Genomic DNA, 20,633 nt, shown 5'->3' with positions numbered 1-20,633 from the left:
TCCCACGCCCGTCGCGATGCCCGCCGTCCTCGATCCGAATTCCCCCGCCTCCCTCTCCGGCGCTCAGGACGCCGGTCCGGTGAAGCCGCTGCCGATCGACGCCGCCCGCCTCTGCGAATTGGCGAACGAACTGCCGACGCCGTTTCACATCTACGATGAAGCGGGCATTCGGGCGAACGCCCGTCGGTTGAACGCCGCCTTCGATTGGAACCCCGGGTTCCGGGAGTATTTCGCGGTCAAAGCGACGCCGACGCCCGGCATCCTCGAGCTCTTCCGCGACGAGGGCTGCGGGATGGACTGCTCCAGCGCCGCGGAACTGATGCTGTGCGACCGCATCGGCATCCGCGGCGAACGCATCATGTTCACGTCGAACAACACGCCCGCCGAGGAATACCGCCTGGCGAAGGAGGCGGGGGCGGTGCTGAATCTCGACGACCTCACCCACCTGTCCTACGTGGCCGAACGGGTCGGCCTGCCGGATACTCTCTGCTTCCGTTTCAATCCCGGACCGCTCCGCGGCGGGAACGCGATCATCGGCAAGCCGGAGGACGCCAAGTACGGCTTCACCCGCGAACAGCTGTTCGACGGCTACCGTCAGGCCCGAGAACTCGGCGTAACGCGGTTCGGGCTGCACGCGATGGTCGCCAGCAACGAACTCGATCCGCGGTTCTTCGTCGACACCGCCCGGATGCTATTCGCCCTCACCGTCGATGTGTATCAGTCGACCGGCGTGCGAATCGAGTTCGTGAACCTGGGCGGCGGGATCGGCATCCCCTACCGACCGGGCGAGCGGGCGGTGAGCTACGAAGAGGTCTCCGCCGGCACGAAAGCGGCGTACGAGGAGATCATCACGCCCGCCGGTCTCGACCCGCTGACGGTCTTCATGGAGAACGGCCGCTGCATGACCGGGCCGTACGGCGTACTGGTGACGAAGGCCACGCACCACAAGGAGATCTACAAGCGATACGTCGGCGTGGACGCCTGCATGGCCAACCTGATGCGTCCCGGGATGTACGACGCCTACCACCATGTCAGCGTGCTGGGCCAGCGGGGCGAGAAGCTGGATGCGGCGAACGCCGGGCCGGTCGACGTGGTGGGGTCGCTCTGTGAGAACAACGACAAGTTCGCCATCGACCGGGATCTCCCCGCGATCGACCGCGGCGACGTGCTGGCGATCCACGACGCCGGCGCCCACGGCCACAGCATGGGCTTCCAATACAACGGCAAGCTCCGCAGCGCGGAGTACCTGTTGAAGGAGGACGGCTCCGTCGAGCAGATCCGCCGAGCGGAGACGTACGACGATCTGTTCGCGACGCTGCCCTCCTGAACCGCCCGGCGCCGGCTGGTCTCCGCGCCCGGGAACGGAATCCGGGTTCGGTGCTTCCCGGGCGGGGATCCAGCTATCGTCCGCTCCCGCTCTTCACCGCCGAGACAATCCGCTCATGTCCGAACCGAACCCCGCTCCCGAATCCGCCGCCCCTTCGGCCTCCGCCCAGAAAGGGGTCAGCCCGGTCGTTTGGATCGGATTGGCGGCCGTAATCATCGCCGGCGGCGTCTACGCCTACGCCGTGTTCGTCCCCCCCGAGATGCCGAAGGACGGCCCGGTCGAACAGGTGGACGGTGAATCGGCCGGGGACGAAGGGGCGAACCAGATGCCCGGCGACCCCGTCGATCCCGCGGCGCCCGCGCCCGGGGAAGACGCTCCCGGCGAGGAGGCGCCCGAAGAAGATGCGTCCGACGACGCCGAAGGACTTGAAGACGGAACGCTCCCGGACGAAACGCTTGAGGACGACAGCGAGGGCGAAACGGGCGAGGTCGACTGACGGCTGAGCCGGTCGATTCGATCGGGGCGCCTGAGCGAGGACCCTCGGGTTCGTTGGTTTGGGAAGCGGCGGACGCTGCGGCTAAGCTGCCGCTTCCGACCGTTTCCTCAGACTTTCCCCGACTGAATGCCCTCGCCCCTCGCTCGCCCCCCCGTCCCCTCCACCGACGTGAAGCGGGCCGCGATGTTGTTCTCCGGCGGCCCCGCCCCGGCCGCCAACGCCGTCATCAGCACTGCCGCCGACGCCTTCCTGCGCAGCGGCCTGGACGCCATCGGCATCCGCCACGGCTACTCCGAACTGATGGCCTACGACGGCACGGAACTGAAAGAGGGCGAGGCGTACATCCGCTTCGACAAGAAGGAGTTGGAACGCTCCCGCACCTCCGGCGGCATCACCATCGGCACCGCTCGGGCGAACCCGGGCAAGCACATCAAAAGTCCGGCGGACCTCACCGATCCGGAGAAGACCGCTCCGATGAAGACGGTCTACGAGGCGCTCCGCTCGCTGGAAGTGGACGCCCTCATCAGCATCGGCGGGGACGACACCCTCAAGACGGCCAACAAGTTCGCCCTGTTCCAGGAGCATCTCCCGGCGGATGCGAAGCGGATCAAGGTCGTGCACGTCCCCAAGACGATCGACAACGACTACAACGGCATCGACTTCACCTTCGGCTTCTTCACCGCCGTCGAGGTGTTGGCCCAGGAAGTGCGCAACCTGCTCGAGGACGCCCGCGCCCAGCAGAGCTACTTCCTCTGCGAGTGCATGGGCCGCAGCGCCGGCTGGCTGGCCTACGGCACCGCGATCAGCGGCGGCGCCTCGCTGGTGATCTCCGTGGAGGACATCGTCGGCAAGTACTCCCAGACGGAGACCGTCGACGGCGAGGAGCGGAAAATGATGAACCTCGACGCCGTCGTCGAACGGATGGTCGACACGATCCTCACCCGGGAGCGTGAGGACGGCCGCAAGTACGGCATCATCTGCGTCGCCGAGGGTTTGGCCGAATTGCTGCCGGCCTCCGCGTTGGAAGGCGTCGCCCGTGACGATCACGGCCACATCGCCGTCGCCGACGTGCAACTCGGTCGTTTGCTGGCCGAAAAGGTCGAAGCCGGCTACGCCGCGAAGACCGGCGACGAACGCAAAGTGAAGCCGCTGCAACTCGGCTACGAGTCCCGTTGCGCCCGGCCGACGGCGTTCGACGTGATCCTCGGCAGCCAACTCGGCGTCGGCGCCTATCGGGCGCTGGTCGAGGAGCAAAAGACCGGCGTGATGGTCTCCGTCGAGCGGCAGTTCGACCTGCACTACGTCCCGTTCGAGGAACTGGTCGACCCGGACAACCTCGTCACCAAGGTGCGGTTCATCGAGACCGGCAGCGACTTCCATACGCTCGCCCGCTTCCTTGAAACGCACATCCTCTCCGACCAGTCCCCGGAAGACCCGATGACGAATCGGTAGAAAGTCGGCGAATTTCGAACCTGGGCCGGTCGAAGGGTCTCCGAGCGATATGGACGGTCTATTACCCTCGAAGCGGGACTTCGTCCCCAATCCCGGAGACCCCGATCAGGAGTACGCTTGGAAGGAGTTTGGCGAGTTAACGCTCGATGAGGCGAAGGAGCGGTTTGCAGACGATCCGCTCAACCGTCAAGAAGACTTCATGTTCATGGGGACTAAGGCCTTTCTGTTTTACTTCCCGGTCGTCGTCGACCACCTCCGCGATCCGCCGGGGGACGATGGGGAGTACGACTGGCAGGCCTGGATCCTCGCAAAGGCGATCGACGCTCAGTTCTTCTCGTGGAGCAAGGACGAGTCCTTGCTCCCGTTGACGTCGACTGTCCTCGAACTCGCCGATTTTGTCCGCGATCACGTTCACCAGTTTGAAAGCTGGCCGGAAGAACGGCCGCGGATCATTCAAGCGTGGACCGAACTCGCGGAGCGAATCGAGTCGCTGCAAGAGGCGAATGGCAACCCGTAGTTACCGTAACGCCGAGGCTCCGCGGAGCCTCGGCGTTAGTTTTGCGCCAGCAGTTCCGCGATCTGCACCGCGTTCGTCGCGGCGCCTTTGCGGAGGTTGTCCGACACGCACCAGAAGCTCAGCCCGTTCGGGTGGCTGAGGTCTTTGCGAATCCGGCCGACGAACGTGCGATCGTCGCCGGCGCAGTCCAGCGGCGTCGGGTACTGCCCGGCGACCGGGTCGTCCATGACCGCGATGCCCGGGAAGGCCGCCAAGGCCTCGCGGGCCTCGGCGACCGATAGCGGACGCTCGAACTCGCAGGCGATCGATTCGCTGTGGCAGTCCGCCACCGGCACCCGCACGCAGGTCGGGTTCACCAGTAAACCGGGCAGGTCGAGGATCTTACGGGTCTCGCGGACCATCTTCATTTCCTCGGAGGTGTAGCCGTCCCCCTCGCCGCCCTGCTCCTTGAACGAGCCGATCTGCGGAATCAGGTTGAACCCGATCGGCCGCTGGAACGTGCTGGCGACGAACGAGCCGTTCTCCATCGACGCCTTGGTCGATTCGAGCAATTCCGCGGTCCCGGACAGCCCCGCCCCGCTGACGGCCTGATAGGTCGAGACGATCACCCGGGTGAGGCCCGCCGCGTCGTGGAGCGGCTTGAGGCACTGCACCATCTGCGTGGTCGAGCAGTTCGGCGAGGCGATCATCCGCCCCTCCGCGGCCGCGGCGTAGGCGGCGGCCGGGTTGATCTCCGGGATCACCAACGCGACTTCGTCGTTCATCCGCCAGTAGCCGGATTCGTCGATCACCACGGCGCCCGCTTTCAGAGCGTGCGGCAGCAGATCGCGGGAGGCTTCGTCCGGCGTGCTGGCGATCACCAGATCGCAGCCGGCGAAGGCCTCGGGGCTGACCTCCTCGACGGTGATCTCTTCGCCGCGGAACGTGATCTTGGAACCGGCGCTGCGCTTCGTGGCGAGGAAGCGGAACCGATCGGCGGGGAAGTTCCGCGATTCGAGTTGATCGCGAATGATCCGTCCGACAGCCCCGGTGGCTCCCACGACGGCGACGGTTCCAAACTTCATCGAGACTCTCGGTGCGGCGGATTCAGGCGAGCGGCGGGGCGTCAGCCCCCCGAGCGGGCGAGCGGCGGGCGTCGGCCCCCCGGGGCGCGAGGCGTGTTCGCGGGGATGGTGGCGCGGGCGCTCCGGCCTGACAATGCCGCGCCTCGCAAGTTCGCGGGCGAACCGACTTCCCCGCGGGAATGTGCCGGCTAGACTCCCGGTCGATCTTTCACACGACATCCAGCGGGCGGCAGAGGCGATGAGCGCGGGCGGCGAGAAGGCTTCAGGCGACACGGTGCTGGTGGTCGGCGGCGGCGGACGCGAACACGCGCTCTGCTGGAAGCTCGCCCAGAGTCCCAAGGTGGGCGCGGTGCTCTGTGCCCCCGGCAACGCCGGCACCGGTACGGAGCCGGGCGTGGAGAACGTGCCGGTCCAAGACGACGACCTCCCCGGCCTGCTGGCGCTGGCGAAGGAACGCGCCGTCGATCTCGTCGTGATCGGCCCGGAGAAGCCGCTGGTGATGGGGCTGACGGACGAACTGGAAGCGGCCGGCTTCCTCGTGTTCGGTCCCTCGAAAGCCGCTGCGGAGCTTGAAGGCAGTAAGGCGTACAGCAAGTCGCTGATGAAGCGGGCCGGCGTGCCGACCGCGGCGTTCGAGACGTTCAACAACGCCCACGCCGCCGCCGACTGGATCAGCGGACGCAGCGAACAGGCGCTGGTCGTGAAGGCGGACGGCCTGGCGGCCGGCAAGGGTGTGCTGGTCTGCGACACCCGGGACGAAGCGATGGACGCCGTCCGTCGGGTGCTCGCCGACCGCGAGTTCGGCGACGCCGGCACGCGGGCCGTGGTCGAAGAGAAGCTCGTCGGCGAGGAAGCGAGCGTCCTCGCGATCGTCGACGGCACGACGATCATCCCCCTGCCCGCCGCTCAGGATCACAAAGCCGCGCTGGACGGCGATCGCGGCCCGAACACCGGCGGAATGGGCGCCTACAGCCCGGCTCGGGTGGTGCACGAACGCCGGATGCAGCAGGTCGTCGAGCAGGTCTTCATCCCGATCGTGCACCGCATGCAGCGGGACGAACGCCCGTTCCGCGGCATCCTCTACGCCGGGCTGATGTTCACCCGTCGGGGGCCGATGGTGCTGGAGTTCAACGTCCGCTTCGGCGATCCGGAGGTCCAACCGCTGCTGATGCGGATGTCCTCGGACCTCTACCCGCTGCTCAAAGCCACCGCGGCCGGCAAGCTGGGCGACGCCGAGGCGCCGACGTGGGACGACCGAGCCGCCGTCTGCGTGGTGATGGCCAGCGAGGGCTACCCGGGCCCGTACGAGACCGGCAAGACGATCCGCGGCCTGCCCGAAGCGGCGGACCTGGCGGACACCGAAGTCTTCCACGCCGGCACCAAGTTCGGCCCGGCCGGCGCCGACGGGCATGAGAGCGTGCAAACCGCCGGCGGGCGGGTGCTCGGCGTGACCGCGCTGGGCGACGACGTCACCGACGCCAAGCGGCGGGCCTACGAAGCCGTGCGTCGCATCCGCTGGGAGGGGGCCTGGTGCCGCACCGACATCGCGGATAAAGGCCGCTGAGGCGGCAGGGGAAAGGGGCGAGGCGTAAGGCGTAAGTTTTTGCGATGCGCTGCTTACGCCTTACGCCCCGCCCCTTTCCCCTCGCTTTACCCGCCCAGTCCGCGGTTGAGGCGGCGGAGGGCGTCGGTCTCGATCTGACGGACCCGTTCACGGGTCAGGCCGAGGACCTCGCCGATTTCCTTCAGCGTTTTCGGCTCGTCGCCCTCGAGGCCGAATCGCAGCTTGAGGATCGTGGACTCCCGTTCGTCCAGCTCGTCCATCAGGTCGAGGGCGCGGGCGATGCTGTCCGCTTCCGTGAGGTCCGCGTCCGGGGCGGGCGTGTTCTCGTCGGTGAGCATCTCGCCGAGGCTCCAGCCGCCGTCGTCCGCGGCGCTGTTTGGGCTGGTCTGATAGAGAGCCAGCGCCTTCTTGACGATCTCCAGCTTCCGCTTGGGGATTTCGAGTTCCTTGGCGATCTCCTCCGGCGTCGCGGTCCGGCCGAGGACGTCGCTCAGATGGGCCGACATCTTCCGCCACTTGCCCAGCAGTTCGACCATATAGGCCGGCACCCGCACGGTCTTCGCCGTGTTGACCAGCGCCCGCTTCACGGACTGCTTGATCCAGTAGCTGGCGTAGGTGCTGAACCGGGTGCCCATGTCCGGGTCGAAGCCTTCGACGGCCCGCATCAGACCGAGGTTGCCCTCCTCGATCAGGTCCGGCAGGGGCAATCCGCGGTTCGTGTAAGACCGGCTGATATTGACGACCAGCCGCAGATTGGCGCGGACCATGTGGTCGCGGGCGCCCATATCGCCGGTGGCGATCCGCCGGGCGAGAGACTTCTCCTCGTCGGCCGTCAGCAGCGGCGTCGCGTTGATCTCCCGCAGGTACGTTTCGAGCGGGGTCTGCACATGCCCGGCCCGACGACCGGGCGTCCGGGTGCGGGCATGAGTCGTCGTGCGGGGGCGAGCGGCGAGGGCGGGCAAGATCGGACCGGGGGCGGGGGGAACCTCCGCTCCGTCGGACCAGCTGTGCCGCGTCCTCCTGACGACGGCCGAGGCGCTAATCGCCCCGCCCCGCTGACATCGACCCGCACGCCTGCTCGACCGCACCCGGCAGCCGTCATTCGGCCCTGAATCGGCTCCCATCCGACCGGCGACGCCGGTCGTGACGGTCGCCGCGGACATCCGCGCACGAAAAACGGCCCCGGTTCGAAAACCGGAGCCGCACAGTGAAGATCAGCCGATCCGGCCGAAGCCGGACGCGGATCTCGCTCAGTCCTGTCCCGGCAGGGCGAACAGGGGACCGGCGTCCTCCGTACCGCCCTTGAGGTTCTCGTTCTTCTGCTCGGTACTGAGCTCTTCGGCCTCGCGGACCTGCTGCTCGAACTCCTCGTCGGAGGCGTCCAGCTTCAGCGACAGGCCGATCTTGCGATCCGCCGAATCGACCCGCAGCACGCGGACGTCCAGTTCCTCGCCGACCGTCGGGGTCTTGCCGGCCCGCTCCAGTTCGGAGACGTGCAGCAAGCCTTCCAGCTCCGGCTCGAGTTCGACGAAGGCGCCGAAGTTCGTGACCTTCGCCACGGTGCCGGAGACGACCGAACCCGGAGCGTACTTCTCCGGGATGGTGGTGTTCCACGGATCGCCGTCGAGCTGCTTCAGCCCCAACGCGATCCGACGGCGATCCTCGTCCACGGAGAGCACTTCGCAGGTGACGCGATCGCCCTTCTGCAGCATCTCGTTGGCGTGGGTGAGCTTCCGCGTCCACGACATGTCGGAGACGTGCAGCAGGCCGTCGATGCCCTCTTCCAGCTCCACGAAGGCGCCGTAGTTGGTGAGGTTCCGAACGGTGCCGGAAACCTTCGCCCCTTCGGGGTACTTCTTGAGGATGTCGTCCCAGGGATTGGCCTGGGTCTGCTTCATCCCGAGCGAGATCTCCTGCTTCTGGTGATTGATGCCGAGCACCACCACGTCGACTTCGTCGCCGATGTGGACCAGTTCGTTCGGGTGGTTGACCCGCTTGGTCCAGGACATCTCGGAGATGTGAACCAGACCCTCGATGCCGTCTTCCAGCTTCACGAAGGCGCCGTAGGTCATCACGTTCACCACCTCGCCGGCGACCTTGGTGCCGACGGGGTACTTCTCGTCGATGTTGTCCCACGGGCTGGGGAACTTCTGCTTCAACCCGAGCGCGATCTTCTCGTTCTCGCGGTCGATGTTCAGGATTTTGACCTCGATCTTGTCGTTGATCGAGACCATGTCCGTCGGGTGGCCGATGCGGCCCCAGGACATATCCGTGATGTGCAGCAGGCCGTCGATCCCGCCCAGGTCCACGAACGCGCCGAAGTCGGCGATGTTCTTCACTTCGCCGGTGACGATGTCGCCCTCGGTGATGCGGGCGAGCAGCTCCTCTTTCATCTTCGCCCGGCGCTCTTCGATGAGCTTCCGGCGGGAGACCACGATGTTCCGACGGTTCTCGTCGACTTTCAGGATCATGCACTCGATGTCGCGGCCGACCCAGGCGTCGATGCTGGGCGGACGGCGAATGTCGACCTGCGAGGCCGGCAGGAAGACGTGCACGCCGATATCGACCAGCAGGCCGCCCTTGATCTTGCGGAGGATCGCCCCGCTGACCTGGTCGCCTTCGCCGTACAGGTTGGTGACGGCTTCCCACTCGCGGATGCGGTCCGCTTTGCGCTTCGAGAGCAGCAGGATGCCGAACGCTTCGTCCAGATCCTCCATGAGGACCTCGACTTCGTCGCCGGGCTTCGGCGGGCCTTCTTCCTCGGTCCACTCGTCGATCAGGCAGACGCCCTCGGACTTGTAACCGATGTCGACCAGCACTTCGTCGCCGTTCAGGCGGAGGACGGTGCCGGTGACGATCTGTTCGGGATCGACAGCTTCTTTGACGTACAGCTCGTCGGGAATTTCCCAATCTTCGCCGAGGGCTTCATCGAGCGCGTCGTCGTCGACGTCAAACTCGCGGAACAGGTTCCGATCGACCATAAGAGAAAACGCTTTCGTCGCCCGGCCGATCGCCGGGCGGCGGTCGCATCACCTGTCGCCGTTCTGTCGAACGCGCAAACGGGGAGCAAACCGCGGAGGGTTGGAGTGAGGGGACGGGGAAACGCGCACGGCGGGGCCGGGACGCGGTCGAGAAGATTAGTGAACGCAGGCGCAGGCGACTAGGCCGGATCGACGGATTTTGCGGGGAATCGTCACGCCGAGGCTCCGCGGGGCCTCGGCGTTACAGGGCACACGGGCAGTATTCCGGGATCGGCTGCGGATGCACCGTCGGCGGGTCGGCGGCGAGCGCCTCGGCCTCCGCGACCGCGGCCCGCACCTCCTCCGGCTCCGTGAGGAATCGCAACGTGAGCTTCATCACCCGCGTTTCGTCGGGCTGGAGCACGACCACGCGGCCCCGCGTCCGCTCGAAACTGCGGTGATTGGGGAACGCGGTGCAGGGTTCCAGCCCCACCACATAGCCGTCCCGCTTGCCGCCGAACTGCTTCCACAGGGCGATCCACGGCAGCGTGTCCACGTCGAACCGCACTTCCAAAGCGACGGAATCGTCGTCCGCCGGCATCAGCGCCCGGCCGCGACCGTCGGCGTCGCGGCGGGGTTTGAGGAAGTACGCCTGCTCCGCGAACCCCGGCGTCGGCGGGCCGAGCTTCGCCCAGTTCTCCGGCCCTTCGAAGTCGCTGCCGCTCTCCGCCGCCCGCGCATCGCGCGGGGCCACCACCTCCGCGGGCACGATGATCCGCGATCCCAGCGGCGTCTGGTTGATGTGATACAGCAGCATCATCTCCGCCGGCACGTCGCCGGCGTTGGTGACGGTGTCCGTCAAATGGAGTTCCGGCGAGCCGATCTCCGCTTCGTACCGGGCGTGCAGCGTGAGGGAGGAACCGAACAGCGTGCGCTCGCTGACGGAACCCTTGATCACGAGCCGGTCGCCCACCCGTTTCATGTTCCAGCTGTCAGCCGGCAGGTTTGCGATCCGACCGTGCAGCGTGAGCGGGTTCTCCGTCGGATTTCCATCCGGGTCGTTCCCCGGGGGCCCCATCCAGCTCAACCCGCAGCGGGTCAGCAGTTCGGTGAAGCCGTCGAGCCAGCCGAGGCCGTTGCGAGCGCCGAGGTTCACTAGGGACGGGTGCACGCATTGCGGCCCGGATGGTGAGTCCCAGCCGAAGACCCGTCCCCCGGGGCGTCCTTCGGGTCGACCGCCCCCGACGAGTAAACCCATCCCTCGGGTCGGACAAATGCAAGCATAAATCCGGTCTGTATTGAGATCGACAGCGTCGCAGCCGATGCCGCGGCCATCTTCAACCTGCGACCATCGGAGCTTGGCCTTCTCATCGCCGATTTGGTGCGGCGGCGGCGGCCCATCGCCGGGGCGGCGGAAGGTGTCTGACTCGGGCACCGAAGAGACCTATTGGAGCGGGGGTACGTTCTTCCGCTAATCTTCCCCCGATGCCCGCCCCGACCGCCACCGTAGCGACGCCACGACGCCGCTCGACCGACATCGGCGGACCCGCGTTCAGCCCGTCCTGGTACGAACGGCTCGAAGACTCCCTCGGCGAGACCGCCTGTCGGCAACTGGGATTTTACGCGATCCCGGAGGGGTTCACGCTGTCGGTTGTCATCCCCGTCTACAACGAAGAAGCGACGCTCGCGGCGCTCGTCCAACGGGTCCGCGACGTGCCGGTCCGGAAGGAGATCCTGCTGGTCGACGACGGTTCGACGGACGGCTCCAAGGCGCTGACGGAACGACTCGCCGCCGCCCCGGCGGACGAGTTCAACACCGTGCGGGCGTTTGCCCAGCCGCACAACATGGGCAAGGGCGCCGCGGTGCGGCGGGGGTTCGCGGAGGCGACGGGGGACTGCGTCGTCGTGCAGGACGCCGACCTCGAATACGACCCCGCGGAGTATCCGACGCTGCTCGAACCGATCATCAACGGCAAGGCGGACGCGGTCTTCGGCAGTCGCTTCCTCGGCGATCGCCCGCACCGGGTGCTGTACTTCTGGCACAGCATGGGGAACCGCTTCCTCACCCTGCTGAGCAACATGTTCACCGACCTGAACCTCACGGACATGGAGACCTGCTACAAGGTCTTCCGCCGCGAATTGATTCAGGAAATCGTTCCCACGCTGAAGGCGAACCGCTTCGGCTTCGAGCCGGAAGTGACCGCCAAGATCGCCCGCCGCAAGGCCCGGGTGTACGAGGTCAGCATCTCTTACAGCGGGCGGACCTACGCCGAGGGCAAGAAGATCGGATGGAAGGACGGCGTCAGCGCCCTGTGGTGCATCGTGCGATACGGGATCGCGGATTGACTACGATCGGAACCGCGACCGTCAGGGAGCCGGCTCTGCACGGTCGCGATCACAGAGAGCCGGCTCCCTGACGATCGCGGTTCCATGTCATCCACCGATCCGCTGCTCGTCCTCGCGACCGACCTCGGCGGCGCCCCCGCCGAGCTGAAGGAAACGCACATCTCCCGGGTCGCCCTCTCCGGCGAACCGGGCGCCGGCGGGGTCGTGCTGAAGCAGTGCAAGCCGGTCGACTTCGGCTTCGTCGATCTCCGCACCCGCGAACAGCGCCGGGCCGCTTTGGAAAAGGAACACGCCGTCAACGACCGCTTTGCCCCCGGCGTTTATCGCGGGGTGAGAGAACTGTCGGACGGCGAGCCGGTGCTGGAGATGCTCCGCCTCAACGAGGCCGACACGCTCGAAGCGAAGGTGAAGCGGGGCGAAGCGACGGCCGCGGACCTCGACCCCGTGCTCGACCACCTCCTGCCGCTATTCGAGGCCAGCGAGCGAACGCCGCAATGGGGCGACCCGGCGGTGATCCGGCAGAACCTGACCGAGAACCTGGATGTATTGGATGAAGCGGAACGGCGCTTCGGGGTCGACTTGTGGGCGATCGCGTTGCGATCGGAGCAGTTGACCTGCCTGACGCTGATCGAACCAGAACTGGATGCCCGTGCGGCAGACGGCTGGATCCGAGACGGCCACGGGGACCTGCGGTGCGAACACGTCTACCTGACCACAGACGGCGTGAAAGTCTTGGACGGCATTGCGTTCTCGGATCGATTGCGGTGCGTAGACGTCGCCGACGAGGTCTGCTTCCTCGCCGTGGACCTCAAGCGCTTGTTAGAGGAGCAATACGCCGACAGTTCATGGGGTGGTCTGCATTACGAATTGCTCGACCGCTACGGCGACCGCAGCGGTGATCCAAATGCCGAGCCGCACTGCTCTGTGCTCCTCGCGTTCTACGAGTCGTATCGCGCGGCGGTGCGAGCCAAGATCGCCGCGATCCGGGCGCTTAGCACAGACAGCGAGGGCGAGAGAGCCGATGCGCTACGGGAAGCGAAACGATGGATAGAGCCGACGCTGACTTGGCTCACCATCATGCGGGAGATGCACGTGACGGTACTGGTGGGCGGCCTTAGCGGGTCCGGAAAATCGACGCTCGCCGCCGCCTTGGCGGAGCGTCTCGGGGCGACGCAACTTCGCAGCGACGTGATCAGAAAACAGCTCTTCCCAGCCGGCGACGACGGATCGAGCGACTACTCGCCGGAGGCAACCGCGGAGACCTACGACGTGCTCCTCAACCTCTTGTGGCACACGTTTCCGAACGGCGTTCACGCCGTCGTCGACGCCACGTTCCGCAAGGGGAACCAGCGGGAGCAGTTCCTCCGGATCGCGAGAACGGAAGACCCGGACGAGTACGCCACGCTGTTCGTCTGGTGCGAAGTCGACGACGCCGTCGCCGAGCGTCGAATTGCCGGACGGGCCGCCGAGGGCGCCGACGCCAGCGACGCGACGGTCGACGTGCGGCGGACGCAAGCGGCGAAGGCCGAGCCGCCGACGGAAGCCGAGTTCGCCGCCCTGCCGCACTCCGCGCTGCTGCGGCTGGACACCGACGCCCCGATCGAAACGCTCGTCGAACGTGTGATCGAAGCGCTGCGGGATCTCGTGGAAAGCGACGCCCGCGTTGCCGGGTCCGGCGGCGTGCAATAGGGTTCCGCGTTCCCGCCGTCCGGCCGCCGGTTCGGCAATCGAGGCCTCCCTACGGCCCGCCCCGCGTCCGCCGGTTCATGCCCGACCCGAATCCCAAACTGCCGATCCCGGACTCCGAGGAGTCGCCGCGTCGCTCTCGCAAGCTGAAAAAGGCCGGCGGCCCCCGCCGCCGCGGCGACGACGGCGACGGCCGGCCCCGGTCCTCGGCGCCGCTGATCTTCGCGGTGATCGGGGCGGTCGTGCTGGGATTGTTCCTGTTCGAGCGCAGTCGCGGCACCGGCAAAGAGGTCGCCTACAGCCGGTTCCTCGACGAGGTCCGCAAGGGGAACGTCGCGGAGGTGACCCAGGAGGGCGAACTGGTCTCCGGCAAGTGGGAGCGTCGGCCCACGCCAAAAGACGAGTTCGAGAACACCTTCACGACGGTCGTGCCGCTGTCGGAACTGCAGGTCGGCGAGCCGACCGCGACGCTGAAGGAGTTCCAGGTCAAGCGGTTCGACGCCGACCCGACCGCGATGGACGTCGGCACCCAGATCCTGCTGTACCTCGGCTTCGGCGCCGCGGCGCTGCTGGTGATGGTGCTCATCCTCCGCCGATCCGCCGACCCGATGGGCGGCGGGGGGATGATCGGTTCGTTCATCAAAAGCGGCGCCAAGAAGTTCCGCGACGACGACGAGAAGCGCACCACCTTCGACGACGTCGCCGGCATGGAGCAGGCCAAGAATGAATTGATGGAGGTGGTGGAGTTCCTCAAAGCCCCGGAGAAATTCACCCGGCTCGGGGCGGAGATCCCCAAAGGCGTGCTGCTGATGGGCTCGCCGGGCACCGGCAAGACGCTGCTCGCGAAGGCCACCGCGGGCGAGGCCAAGGTGCCGTTCTATTCGATCAACGGCTCCGAATTCATTCAGATGTTCGTCGGCGTGGGGGCGTCGCGGGTGCGGGATCTGTTCAAGACCGCCCGCGAAACCAGCCCCTGCATCATCTTCGTCGATGAAATCGACGCCGTCGGCCGCGAACGCGGCAGCGGCCTCGGCGGCGGCCACGACGAGCGCGAGCAGACGCTCAACCAGATCCTCGGCGAGATGGACGGCTTCAGTCCTTCCGAGGCCGTCATCGTGATCGCCGCGACGAACCGGCCGGACGTGCTCGACCCCGCCCTGCTGCGGCCGGGGCGGTTCGATCGGCACATCCAGGTCGACAAGCCCAACAAGGCGGGCCGGGTGGGCATCCTCAAAGTGCACACGAAGAAGGTGCCGCTGGCGGCCGAGGTGGACCTCGAAGACGTCGCCGCGGGGAGCATCGGGTTCAGCGGGGCGGAACTGAAGAACCTGGTCAACGAGGCCGCCCTGTTCGCCACTCGCGCGGAGCGGAACGCGGTGACGATGGACGACTTTGAAGAGGCCCGCGATCGCGTGCTGATGGGCGCGACCCGCGAGGAGGTGATGAGCGGCCACGAGAAACGCATGACCGCCTATCACGAAGCCGGACACGCCTTGATCGCCTGGGTGCTCCCGACGCTCGATCCGGTGCACAAGGTCACAATCATCCCCCGCGGCCGGGCGTTGGGCGTGACCCAGTTGCTGCCGGACGAGGAACGCCACCACTTCGGCGAACGCCGGATGCGGGACCACCTCGCGATGGCGATGGGCGGTCGGGCCGCGGAGAAGCTGGTCTTCGACGAATACAGCGCCGGCGCCGAGGACGACCTGAACCGCAGCACCAGCCTCGCCCGGAAGATGGTCGCCCACTGGGGGATGAGCGAGAAGGTCGGCCCGGTCGCGTTTCGGCAGGGGGAGACGCATCCGTTCCTCGGCAAGGAGATGCAGACCGGCCGCCACTTCAGCGACGAGACGGCCCGGCTGATCGACGAGGAGATCCGCGCCGTGCTGCTGGACGCCTCCGATCGGGCGACGGGCATCCTGGAGGAGCGCCGCGAAGATCTCGAGCGGATCTCGCAGCTGTTGCTCGAACGCGAATCGATCAGCCGCGAGGACATGGGCGACCTGCTGGGCGAGCGGGAGGTGCACCCTGACGACGCGGCAGAAGCCGCCCGCATTAAGGCGGAAGACCGGCGCAACGGCGTGGAAGGCCGCGCGACCGAGACGCCGAACTCCGATCAACCAACGATGAACGACGCTTCAAATGAAGAGTCCGCGGACGATCCGGGCGAGGACTTCGCGGGCGAGAGCGTCCTCGCGGGGGAACGATCGACGACGGGCCAAAATTGAGGCGATCGTCCCGGAGATCTAAGAACCACGGCGTCACGGCGAATGACGATCGATCCGCCTTCACTTTCATCCCCGTGGCTCGATGTTCGAATTCCTGCAGAGCGTTCCCTCCCGCGACCTCATCCCGCTCCTGGCGATCAGCGGTACCGTCGTCGCCGGGATCCTCATCGCCGTGCCGGCGATCGTCGGACGCTACTGGGTGACGTACGACCGAAATCGGCGGGGGGCGGAACTGACCGCCGAAATGCTCGCCGGCGGCTGGAGTCCCGAGGAGATCCGTTCGACCTTGGAATCGACGTTTGAGTGCCATGCCGAAGGGCGGCGCCTCGACTCGATGCCGACCGATCGAGCAGAGGCCGCGTGACGTACGGCGCCTGAACGGGGCCGATACGAACCGCCGTCTCCTCCGCCGCGGGGTTGCGGCCGTCGGCTGAGCGCCCCCGTAACGGACCCCGTGACGGGGTAGACGGCGGCCCGCAGGGCAACCTCGGCACGACCGCGGATTGACGCAGTTGGGGGGCGGACCTACGCTTGACGCGCCCCGCGGGGGGCATCCCTCAGAGCTTCGGCTCGTCCCGCAGCCGGTGGAGTAGCCCGGCGCCCGTCTTTCCCCCCGCACCCCCTTCCGATCGAAGCGGTCGCTCAGACCCAGATTCGTCAGACCAAAAGTCGCGAGCCACCCGCCGGTCGCACCTCACACCGGACTTCATGCCCACCACTGCCCGGGCCAAACGGCCCGCGACCCGTCGCACTGCCAAAAGCTCTTCCCGCACTAACGCCTCACAATCACGAGCTGATCGTCGCCCGGACGGCGACACGCCGTCCCGCTCCGCGAAGGCCAAAGCCCCTTCGAAGCCGAGGCGCACGCGGACGCAGTCGAACGACGAAAAAGAGGCCGCCGAAGACGGCCCGACGTTCGCCGACCTCGGATTGTCCAAAGCGACGCTCGCCACTCTGGACGAGATCGGCTTCGAGCGTCCCAGCAAGATTCAGGCGGCGTTCCTGCCGATTGCTCTCTCCGGCCGCGATTGTAGCGGTCAAGCCCGCACGGGCACCGGCAAGACGGCGGCGTTCACGCTGCCGATGCTGGAGAAGCTGGACCTCGATCGCAAAGTCATTCAGGGCCTGATCCTCGCGCCGACCCGCGAGTTGGCGGAGCAGGTCAGCCAAGAGATGAAGAAGCTCTCCGGCGGTCGCGTGAAGACCGTCGTGATCGTCGGCGGCCGTCCGATGGGACCGCAGGTCGACGCAATCAAACGCGGCGCCCAGGTCGTCGTCGGCACGCCGGGCCGGGTGATGGACCTGATGGGCCGCGGCCAGTTGGGACTGGAAAATATCGCGTTTGCGGTGCTGGACGAAGCGGACCGCATGCTCGACGACGGGTTCCGCCCGGACATCGAGAAGATCCTGCGGAAGTGCCCGAAGGACCGCCAGACGTTGTTGCTCTCCGCGACGATGCCGGGCGAAGTGGAGGAACTGGCCGCCAAGTTCATGAAGAACCCGGCCCAAGTCGACATGTCCGAGGACGCGCTCGTCGCGACGGAGATGATCGAGCAGTTCGTCCTGACGGTCGATCCGGACCGCAAGTTCGGCGCCCTGCTGCATGTGTTGAAGCAGGAGAAGCCGAAACAGTGCCTCGTATTCACCCGCACCAAACGCGGCGCGGAGAAGCTCTACGAGCGGTTCAGCCGGAAGCTGCCGAACTGCGCGATGATGCACGGCGATCTTCAGCAGCGGAAGCGGGAGAAGACCCTCCAAGCCTTCCGCGAAGGCCAGATCCGCATGCTGGTCGCCACGGACGTCGTCGGTCGCGGGATCGACATTTCCGGGATCAGCCACATCGTCAACTTCGACGTGCCGGAGTTCCAGGACGACTACGTCCACCGCATCGGCCGCACCGGCCGGATGAGCAGCGACACGAACGGCCGTGCGATCACCTTCGTCTGCCGCGACCAAGGCGATCAGCTGACGAAGATCGAGATCCGCGTCTCCCAGGTGCTGCCGACCTACCCGCTGAAGGACTTCGAGGCCGCCCGCCCGGTGATCCGCAAGACGGTGCAGGATCACGATGCGACGATCATCCCGGTGAAGAAGGTGACCAGCCCGCTGTTCGGCGGAAGCTGATCGGCGTTTGCGGGGCAAGCCGTCTTCGACGCGAGGACGGCTTGCCCGCACCAGGGCGCTTTCGGTTGCGGTTCGTTCTCACATCGCTACCATCTCCCGCTTCCCGTAACGCTTGCAGACGCCCCGCACCCGGCCCGTATGTCGATCACGAAAGACCGTAAACAGGAAGTTCTCTCGGACTTCCAACGCACCGACACCGACACCGGGTCGAGCGAAGTGCAAATCGCGGTCCTGACGGAACGCATCAACAACCTCACGGAGCACCTCCGTGAGCACAAGCAGGACCACACCAGCCGCCGCGGGCTGCTGGCGTTGGTCTCCACGCGTCGGCGCCTGCTCCGCTACATGCAGCGGACCAAGCCGGCGACTTATCGGGAACTGCTGACCCGTTTGAACCTGCGGAAGTAGTCGTTCGCCCCCGCGTTCGTTCGCGGGGGCGTTTGTGTTGATTGGGTCGGCGCCGGCCGAAGCGTCGGCCGTGGATCGCGGCGACGGACTGCCGTAGCGTGATATTGCCCGGGTCGTGCCGAACGGCCCCCGTGTCGACTCCCTGTCGTGAGTCCCTGTCGTTTCCCCTCGCGGACAGCGCGCCCGATCAGCGGGTTCGCGCCGCTTTACCAACCTTCCCCGGCCGGGCCGGGGATTTCAGAATCGAAGCAAGCCGGAAGTCTCCTATGCCGTCGAAGCCGAGCACGATCGAGTTCTCCCCCGTCACCGTCGAACGCGAGATCGGCGGCCGCACGATGTCGCTGACCACCGGCGACCTCGCCCGGCAGGCCAGCGGCGCCGTCACGCTGCAATACGCGGATACCGTGCTGTTCGTCGCGGCCCAGCGCGGCACCCCCCGCCCCGGCATCGATTTCTTCCCACTGCAGGTCGATTATCGCGAGCGCCTCGCCGCCGCCGGGCGTTTCGCCGGCGGGTTCCTGAAGCGTGAAGGCCGCCCGACCAACAAGGAAATCCTCACCTGCCGCGTCACCGACCGGCCGATCCGTCCGCTCTTCCCCAAGGGCTACAAGGACGAGATCCAGGTGATGGCCAATGTCCTCGCCAGCGACGGCGAGAACGACCCGGCGCCGCTGGTCAGCTTCGGCGCCTCCGCGGCCCTGATGCTCGCCCCGGTGCCCTTCGGCGGCCCGATCGCCAGCGTCCGCGTCGGCCGCGTCGACGGCGAACTGGTCCTCTTTCCCACCCAGGCGGAGATGGCCCAGAGCGACCTCGACCTGATCGTCGGCGGCTCGAAGACCAGCGTGCTTATGATCGAAGGCTTCGCCGGCCAGATGCCGGAAGACGACATGGTCGAAGCGATCATGTTCGCCCACAAGACCTGCGCCGAGCTGTGCGAGATGCAGGAAGAGCTGTGCAAGAAGCTCGGCATCAAGAAGACCGCCTTCTCCAAGCCGGCTGAGAACCCGTTCGCCAAGGCGCTGAAGAAGGATGGCTACGATCGCCTCAAAGAGGCGAAGACGAGCGGTGACAAAGCCGATCGTTCGGAAGCGGTCGAGGAACTCCGCAACGAGTTGATGGCCGATCACTTCGACGGCGACGCCGAAGAAGCCTCCAACGGCGGCACCCGCGGCGAGTTCAAGGCGGCGTTCTATCAGCTCGAGCACGACGTCGTCCGCGACCTGCTGCTGGACGGCAAACGGATCGACGGTCGCAAGCCGGACGAACTGCGTCCGCTGGACGTCCGCGTCGGCGTGCTGCCCAAGGTGCACGGCTCCGCCGTGTTCACCCGCGGCGAGACCCAGTCGATGTGCACCATCACGCTGGGCAACACCCGCGATCAGCAGCGGGTCGACGGTCTGTTCGGGGAGCACAGCGAACGCTTCATGCTCCACTACTACTTCCCCAGCTACTCCGTCGGCGAGACCCGCCCGATCCGCGGCCCCGGCCGTCGCGAAATCGGCCACGGCGTCCTCGCGGAACGCAGCGTGTACCCGGTGCTGCCGCACCCGGAGAAGTTCCCGTACACGATTCGCTGCATCAGCGACATCCTGGAGAGCAACGGCTCCTCCTCGATGGCCTCCGTGTGCAGCGCCACGCTGGGCCTGATGGACGCCGGCGTGCCGATCACGCAGCCGGTCGCGGGCATCTCGATCGGCCTCGTGAAGGAGTCCGACAAGAAGTACACGCTCCTGACCGACATCATGGGCGACGAAGATCACTTCGGCGACATGGACTTCAAGGTCGCCGGCACCCAGAAGGGCATCACCGGCATTCAGCTCGACCTGAAGATCGACGGGATCTCCGAGGCGATCATCAAGGACGCCCTCGCCCAGGCGAAGGAAGCCCGGATCACGCTGCTCCGCACGATGCTCGGCGGCATCCGTCGCCCGCGGGCCGAATTGGCGATGACGGCGCCGCGACTGCTCTCCACGAAGATCGACCCGTCCAAGATCGGCCTGCTGATCGGCCCGGGCGGCAAGAACATTCGTGCCTTGCAGGAAGAGACCAACACCACGCTGGACGTCCAGGACGACGGCACCGTGGTGATCGCCAGCGACGACGCCGCCGGCGCCGAAGCGGCGCTCGCCCGGGTCGAGGCGATGGGCGAAGACGTGAAGGTCGGCCGGATTTACAACGGCAAGGTGACCTCCATCAAGGACTTCGGCGCCTTCATCGAAATCGCCCCCGGCAAAGACGGCCTCTGCCACATCAGCGAACTGGACGAGGGCTTCGTGAAGAACGTCTCGGACATCATCAAGGTGGGCGAGACGGTCGAAGTCAAAGTCATCGCCGTCGACGATCAGGGCCGCGTGAAGCTGTCCCGCAAAGCGCTGCTCGTCTCGGACGACGAAGACGACGCCGACGAGGACGAGTGATCCACGCGGCGTCCCGATGATTCAGCGACCCGGACGCTCCCAGC

General features: G+C 66.7%; 16 protein-coding genes. 12 read left to right on the top strand and 4 right to left on the bottom strand.

Annotated features, from left to right (window positions below):
• Positions 1–16 precede the first annotated feature (16 nt).
• The 4 genes from LzC2_RS02495 to LzC2_RS02480 all read left to right on the top strand — a co-directional run bounded on the left by LzC2_RS02495 (position 17) and on the right by LzC2_RS02480 (position 3,792).
• On the top strand, positions 17–1,327 hold the full coding sequence (locus LzC2_RS02495) for a diaminopimelate decarboxylase (RefSeq protein WP_171183395.1): 1,311 nt from the start codon (positions 17–19) through the stop codon (positions 1,325–1,327).
• 115 nt (positions 1,328–1,442) lie between these two features.
• On the top strand, positions 1,443–1,823 hold the full coding sequence (locus LzC2_RS02490) for a hypothetical protein (protein ID WP_171183393.1): 381 nt from the start codon (positions 1,443–1,445) through the stop codon (positions 1,821–1,823).
• A gap of 126 nt (positions 1,824–1,949) precedes the next feature.
• Positions 1,950–3,275: a 6-phosphofructokinase gene (locus LzC2_RS02485; RefSeq protein ID WP_171183391.1), complete on the top strand. Its 1,326-nt coding sequence runs from the start codon at positions 1,950–1,952 to the stop codon at positions 3,273–3,275.
• Positions 3,276–3,324: 49 nt separating this feature from the next.
• Complete coding sequence (locus LzC2_RS02480) at positions 3,325–3,792, top strand: hypothetical protein (protein WP_171183389.1); 468 nt, start codon at positions 3,325–3,327, stop codon at positions 3,790–3,792.
• A 35-nt stretch (positions 3,793–3,827) separates the two neighbouring features.
• On the opposite strand, the gene LzC2_RS02475 is transcribed toward LzC2_RS02480, so the two are convergent.
• A complete protein-coding gene (locus LzC2_RS02475) occupies positions 3,828–4,856 on the bottom strand; it encodes an aspartate-semialdehyde dehydrogenase (protein ID WP_171183386.1) in 1,029 nt (342 codons plus the stop codon).
• Between the two features lie 238 nt (positions 4,857–5,094).
• Here LzC2_RS02475 and purD point away from each other — a divergent pair, with 238 nt between their 5' ends.
• Positions 5,095–6,420, top strand: coding sequence for a phosphoribosylamine--glycine ligase (purD, locus tag LzC2_RS02470; protein ID WP_171183399.1), 1,326 nt, complete (start codon positions 5,095–5,097; stop codon positions 6,418–6,420).
• Positions 6,421–6,506: 86 nt separating this feature from the next.
• Here the strand turns inward: purD and LzC2_RS02465 are convergent, their stop codons facing one another.
• From LzC2_RS02465 to LzC2_RS02455, 3 genes are all read right to left on the bottom strand, one after another.
• Entirely contained in the window at positions 6,507–7,382 is an 876-nt protein-coding gene (locus LzC2_RS02465) for a sigma-70 family RNA polymerase sigma factor (protein ID WP_246254674.1), read from the bottom strand.
• A 288-nt stretch (positions 7,383–7,670) separates the two neighbouring features.
• The gene (locus LzC2_RS02460; protein WP_171183384.1) at positions 7,671–9,401 is read right to left on the bottom strand and encodes a 30S ribosomal protein S1; all 1,731 of its coding nucleotides are present in this window, start codon (positions 9,399–9,401) and stop codon (positions 7,671–7,673) included.
• Between the two features lie 241 nt (positions 9,402–9,642).
• Positions 9,643–10,815, bottom strand: coding sequence for a DUF4432 family protein (locus tag LzC2_RS02455; RefSeq protein WP_171183383.1), 1,173 nt, complete (start codon positions 10,813–10,815; stop codon positions 9,643–9,645).
• A gap of 50 nt (positions 10,816–10,865) precedes the next feature.
• On the opposite strand from LzC2_RS02455, the gene LzC2_RS02450 reads away from it, so the two are divergent.
• The 7 genes from LzC2_RS02450 to pnp all read left to right on the top strand — a co-directional run bounded on the left by LzC2_RS02450 (position 10,866) and on the right by pnp (position 20,589).
• Entirely contained in the window at positions 10,866–11,726 is an 861-nt protein-coding gene (locus LzC2_RS02450) for a glycosyltransferase family 2 protein (RefSeq protein WP_171183381.1), read from the top strand.
• An 84-nt stretch (positions 11,727–11,810) separates the two neighbouring features.
• Positions 11,811–13,415 (top strand): P-loop nucleotide/nucleoside kinase family protein, encoded by a 1,605-nt coding sequence (locus LzC2_RS02445; protein WP_171183378.1) that lies wholly within the window; start codon positions 11,811–11,813, stop codon positions 13,413–13,415.
• 77 nt (positions 13,416–13,492) lie between these two features.
• Positions 13,493–15,640, top strand: a complete 2,148-nt coding sequence (ftsH, locus tag LzC2_RS02440; protein WP_171183376.1) for an ATP-dependent zinc metalloprotease FtsH — start codon at positions 13,493–13,495, stop codon at positions 15,638–15,640.
• 82 nt (positions 15,641–15,722) lie between these two features.
• Positions 15,723–16,004: a hypothetical protein gene (locus tag LzC2_RS02435; protein ID WP_171183374.1), complete on the top strand. Its 282-nt coding sequence runs from the start codon at positions 15,723–15,725 to the stop codon at positions 16,002–16,004.
• Positions 16,005–16,348: 344 nt separating this feature from the next.
• Positions 16,349–17,764 carry a DEAD/DEAH box helicase gene (locus tag LzC2_RS02430; RefSeq protein WP_171183372.1) on the top strand — a complete coding sequence of 472 codons (1,416 nt, stop codon included), beginning with the start codon at positions 16,349–16,351 and terminating at the stop codon, positions 17,762–17,764.
• A 138-nt stretch (positions 17,765–17,902) separates the two neighbouring features.
• Positions 17,903–18,172: a 30S ribosomal protein S15 gene (gene rpsO, locus LzC2_RS02425; protein WP_171183370.1), complete on the top strand. Its 270-nt coding sequence runs from the start codon at positions 17,903–17,905 to the stop codon at positions 18,170–18,172.
• A gap of 266 nt (positions 18,173–18,438) precedes the next feature.
• The gene (gene pnp, locus LzC2_RS02420) at positions 18,439–20,589 is read left to right on the top strand and encodes a polyribonucleotide nucleotidyltransferase (protein ID WP_171183368.1); all 2,151 of its coding nucleotides are present in this window, start codon (positions 18,439–18,441) and stop codon (positions 20,587–20,589) included.
• Positions 20,590–20,633 lie beyond the last annotated feature (44 nt).

Source organism: Alienimonas chondri (assembly GCF_013036045.1).
In the GTDB taxonomy this organism is placed as follows: domain Bacteria; phylum Planctomycetota; class Planctomycetia; order Planctomycetales; family Planctomycetaceae; genus Alienimonas; species Alienimonas chondri.
The sequence above is the reverse complement of the archived record's forward strand: the minus strand, read 5'-3'. Positions and strand labels throughout refer to the sequence as shown.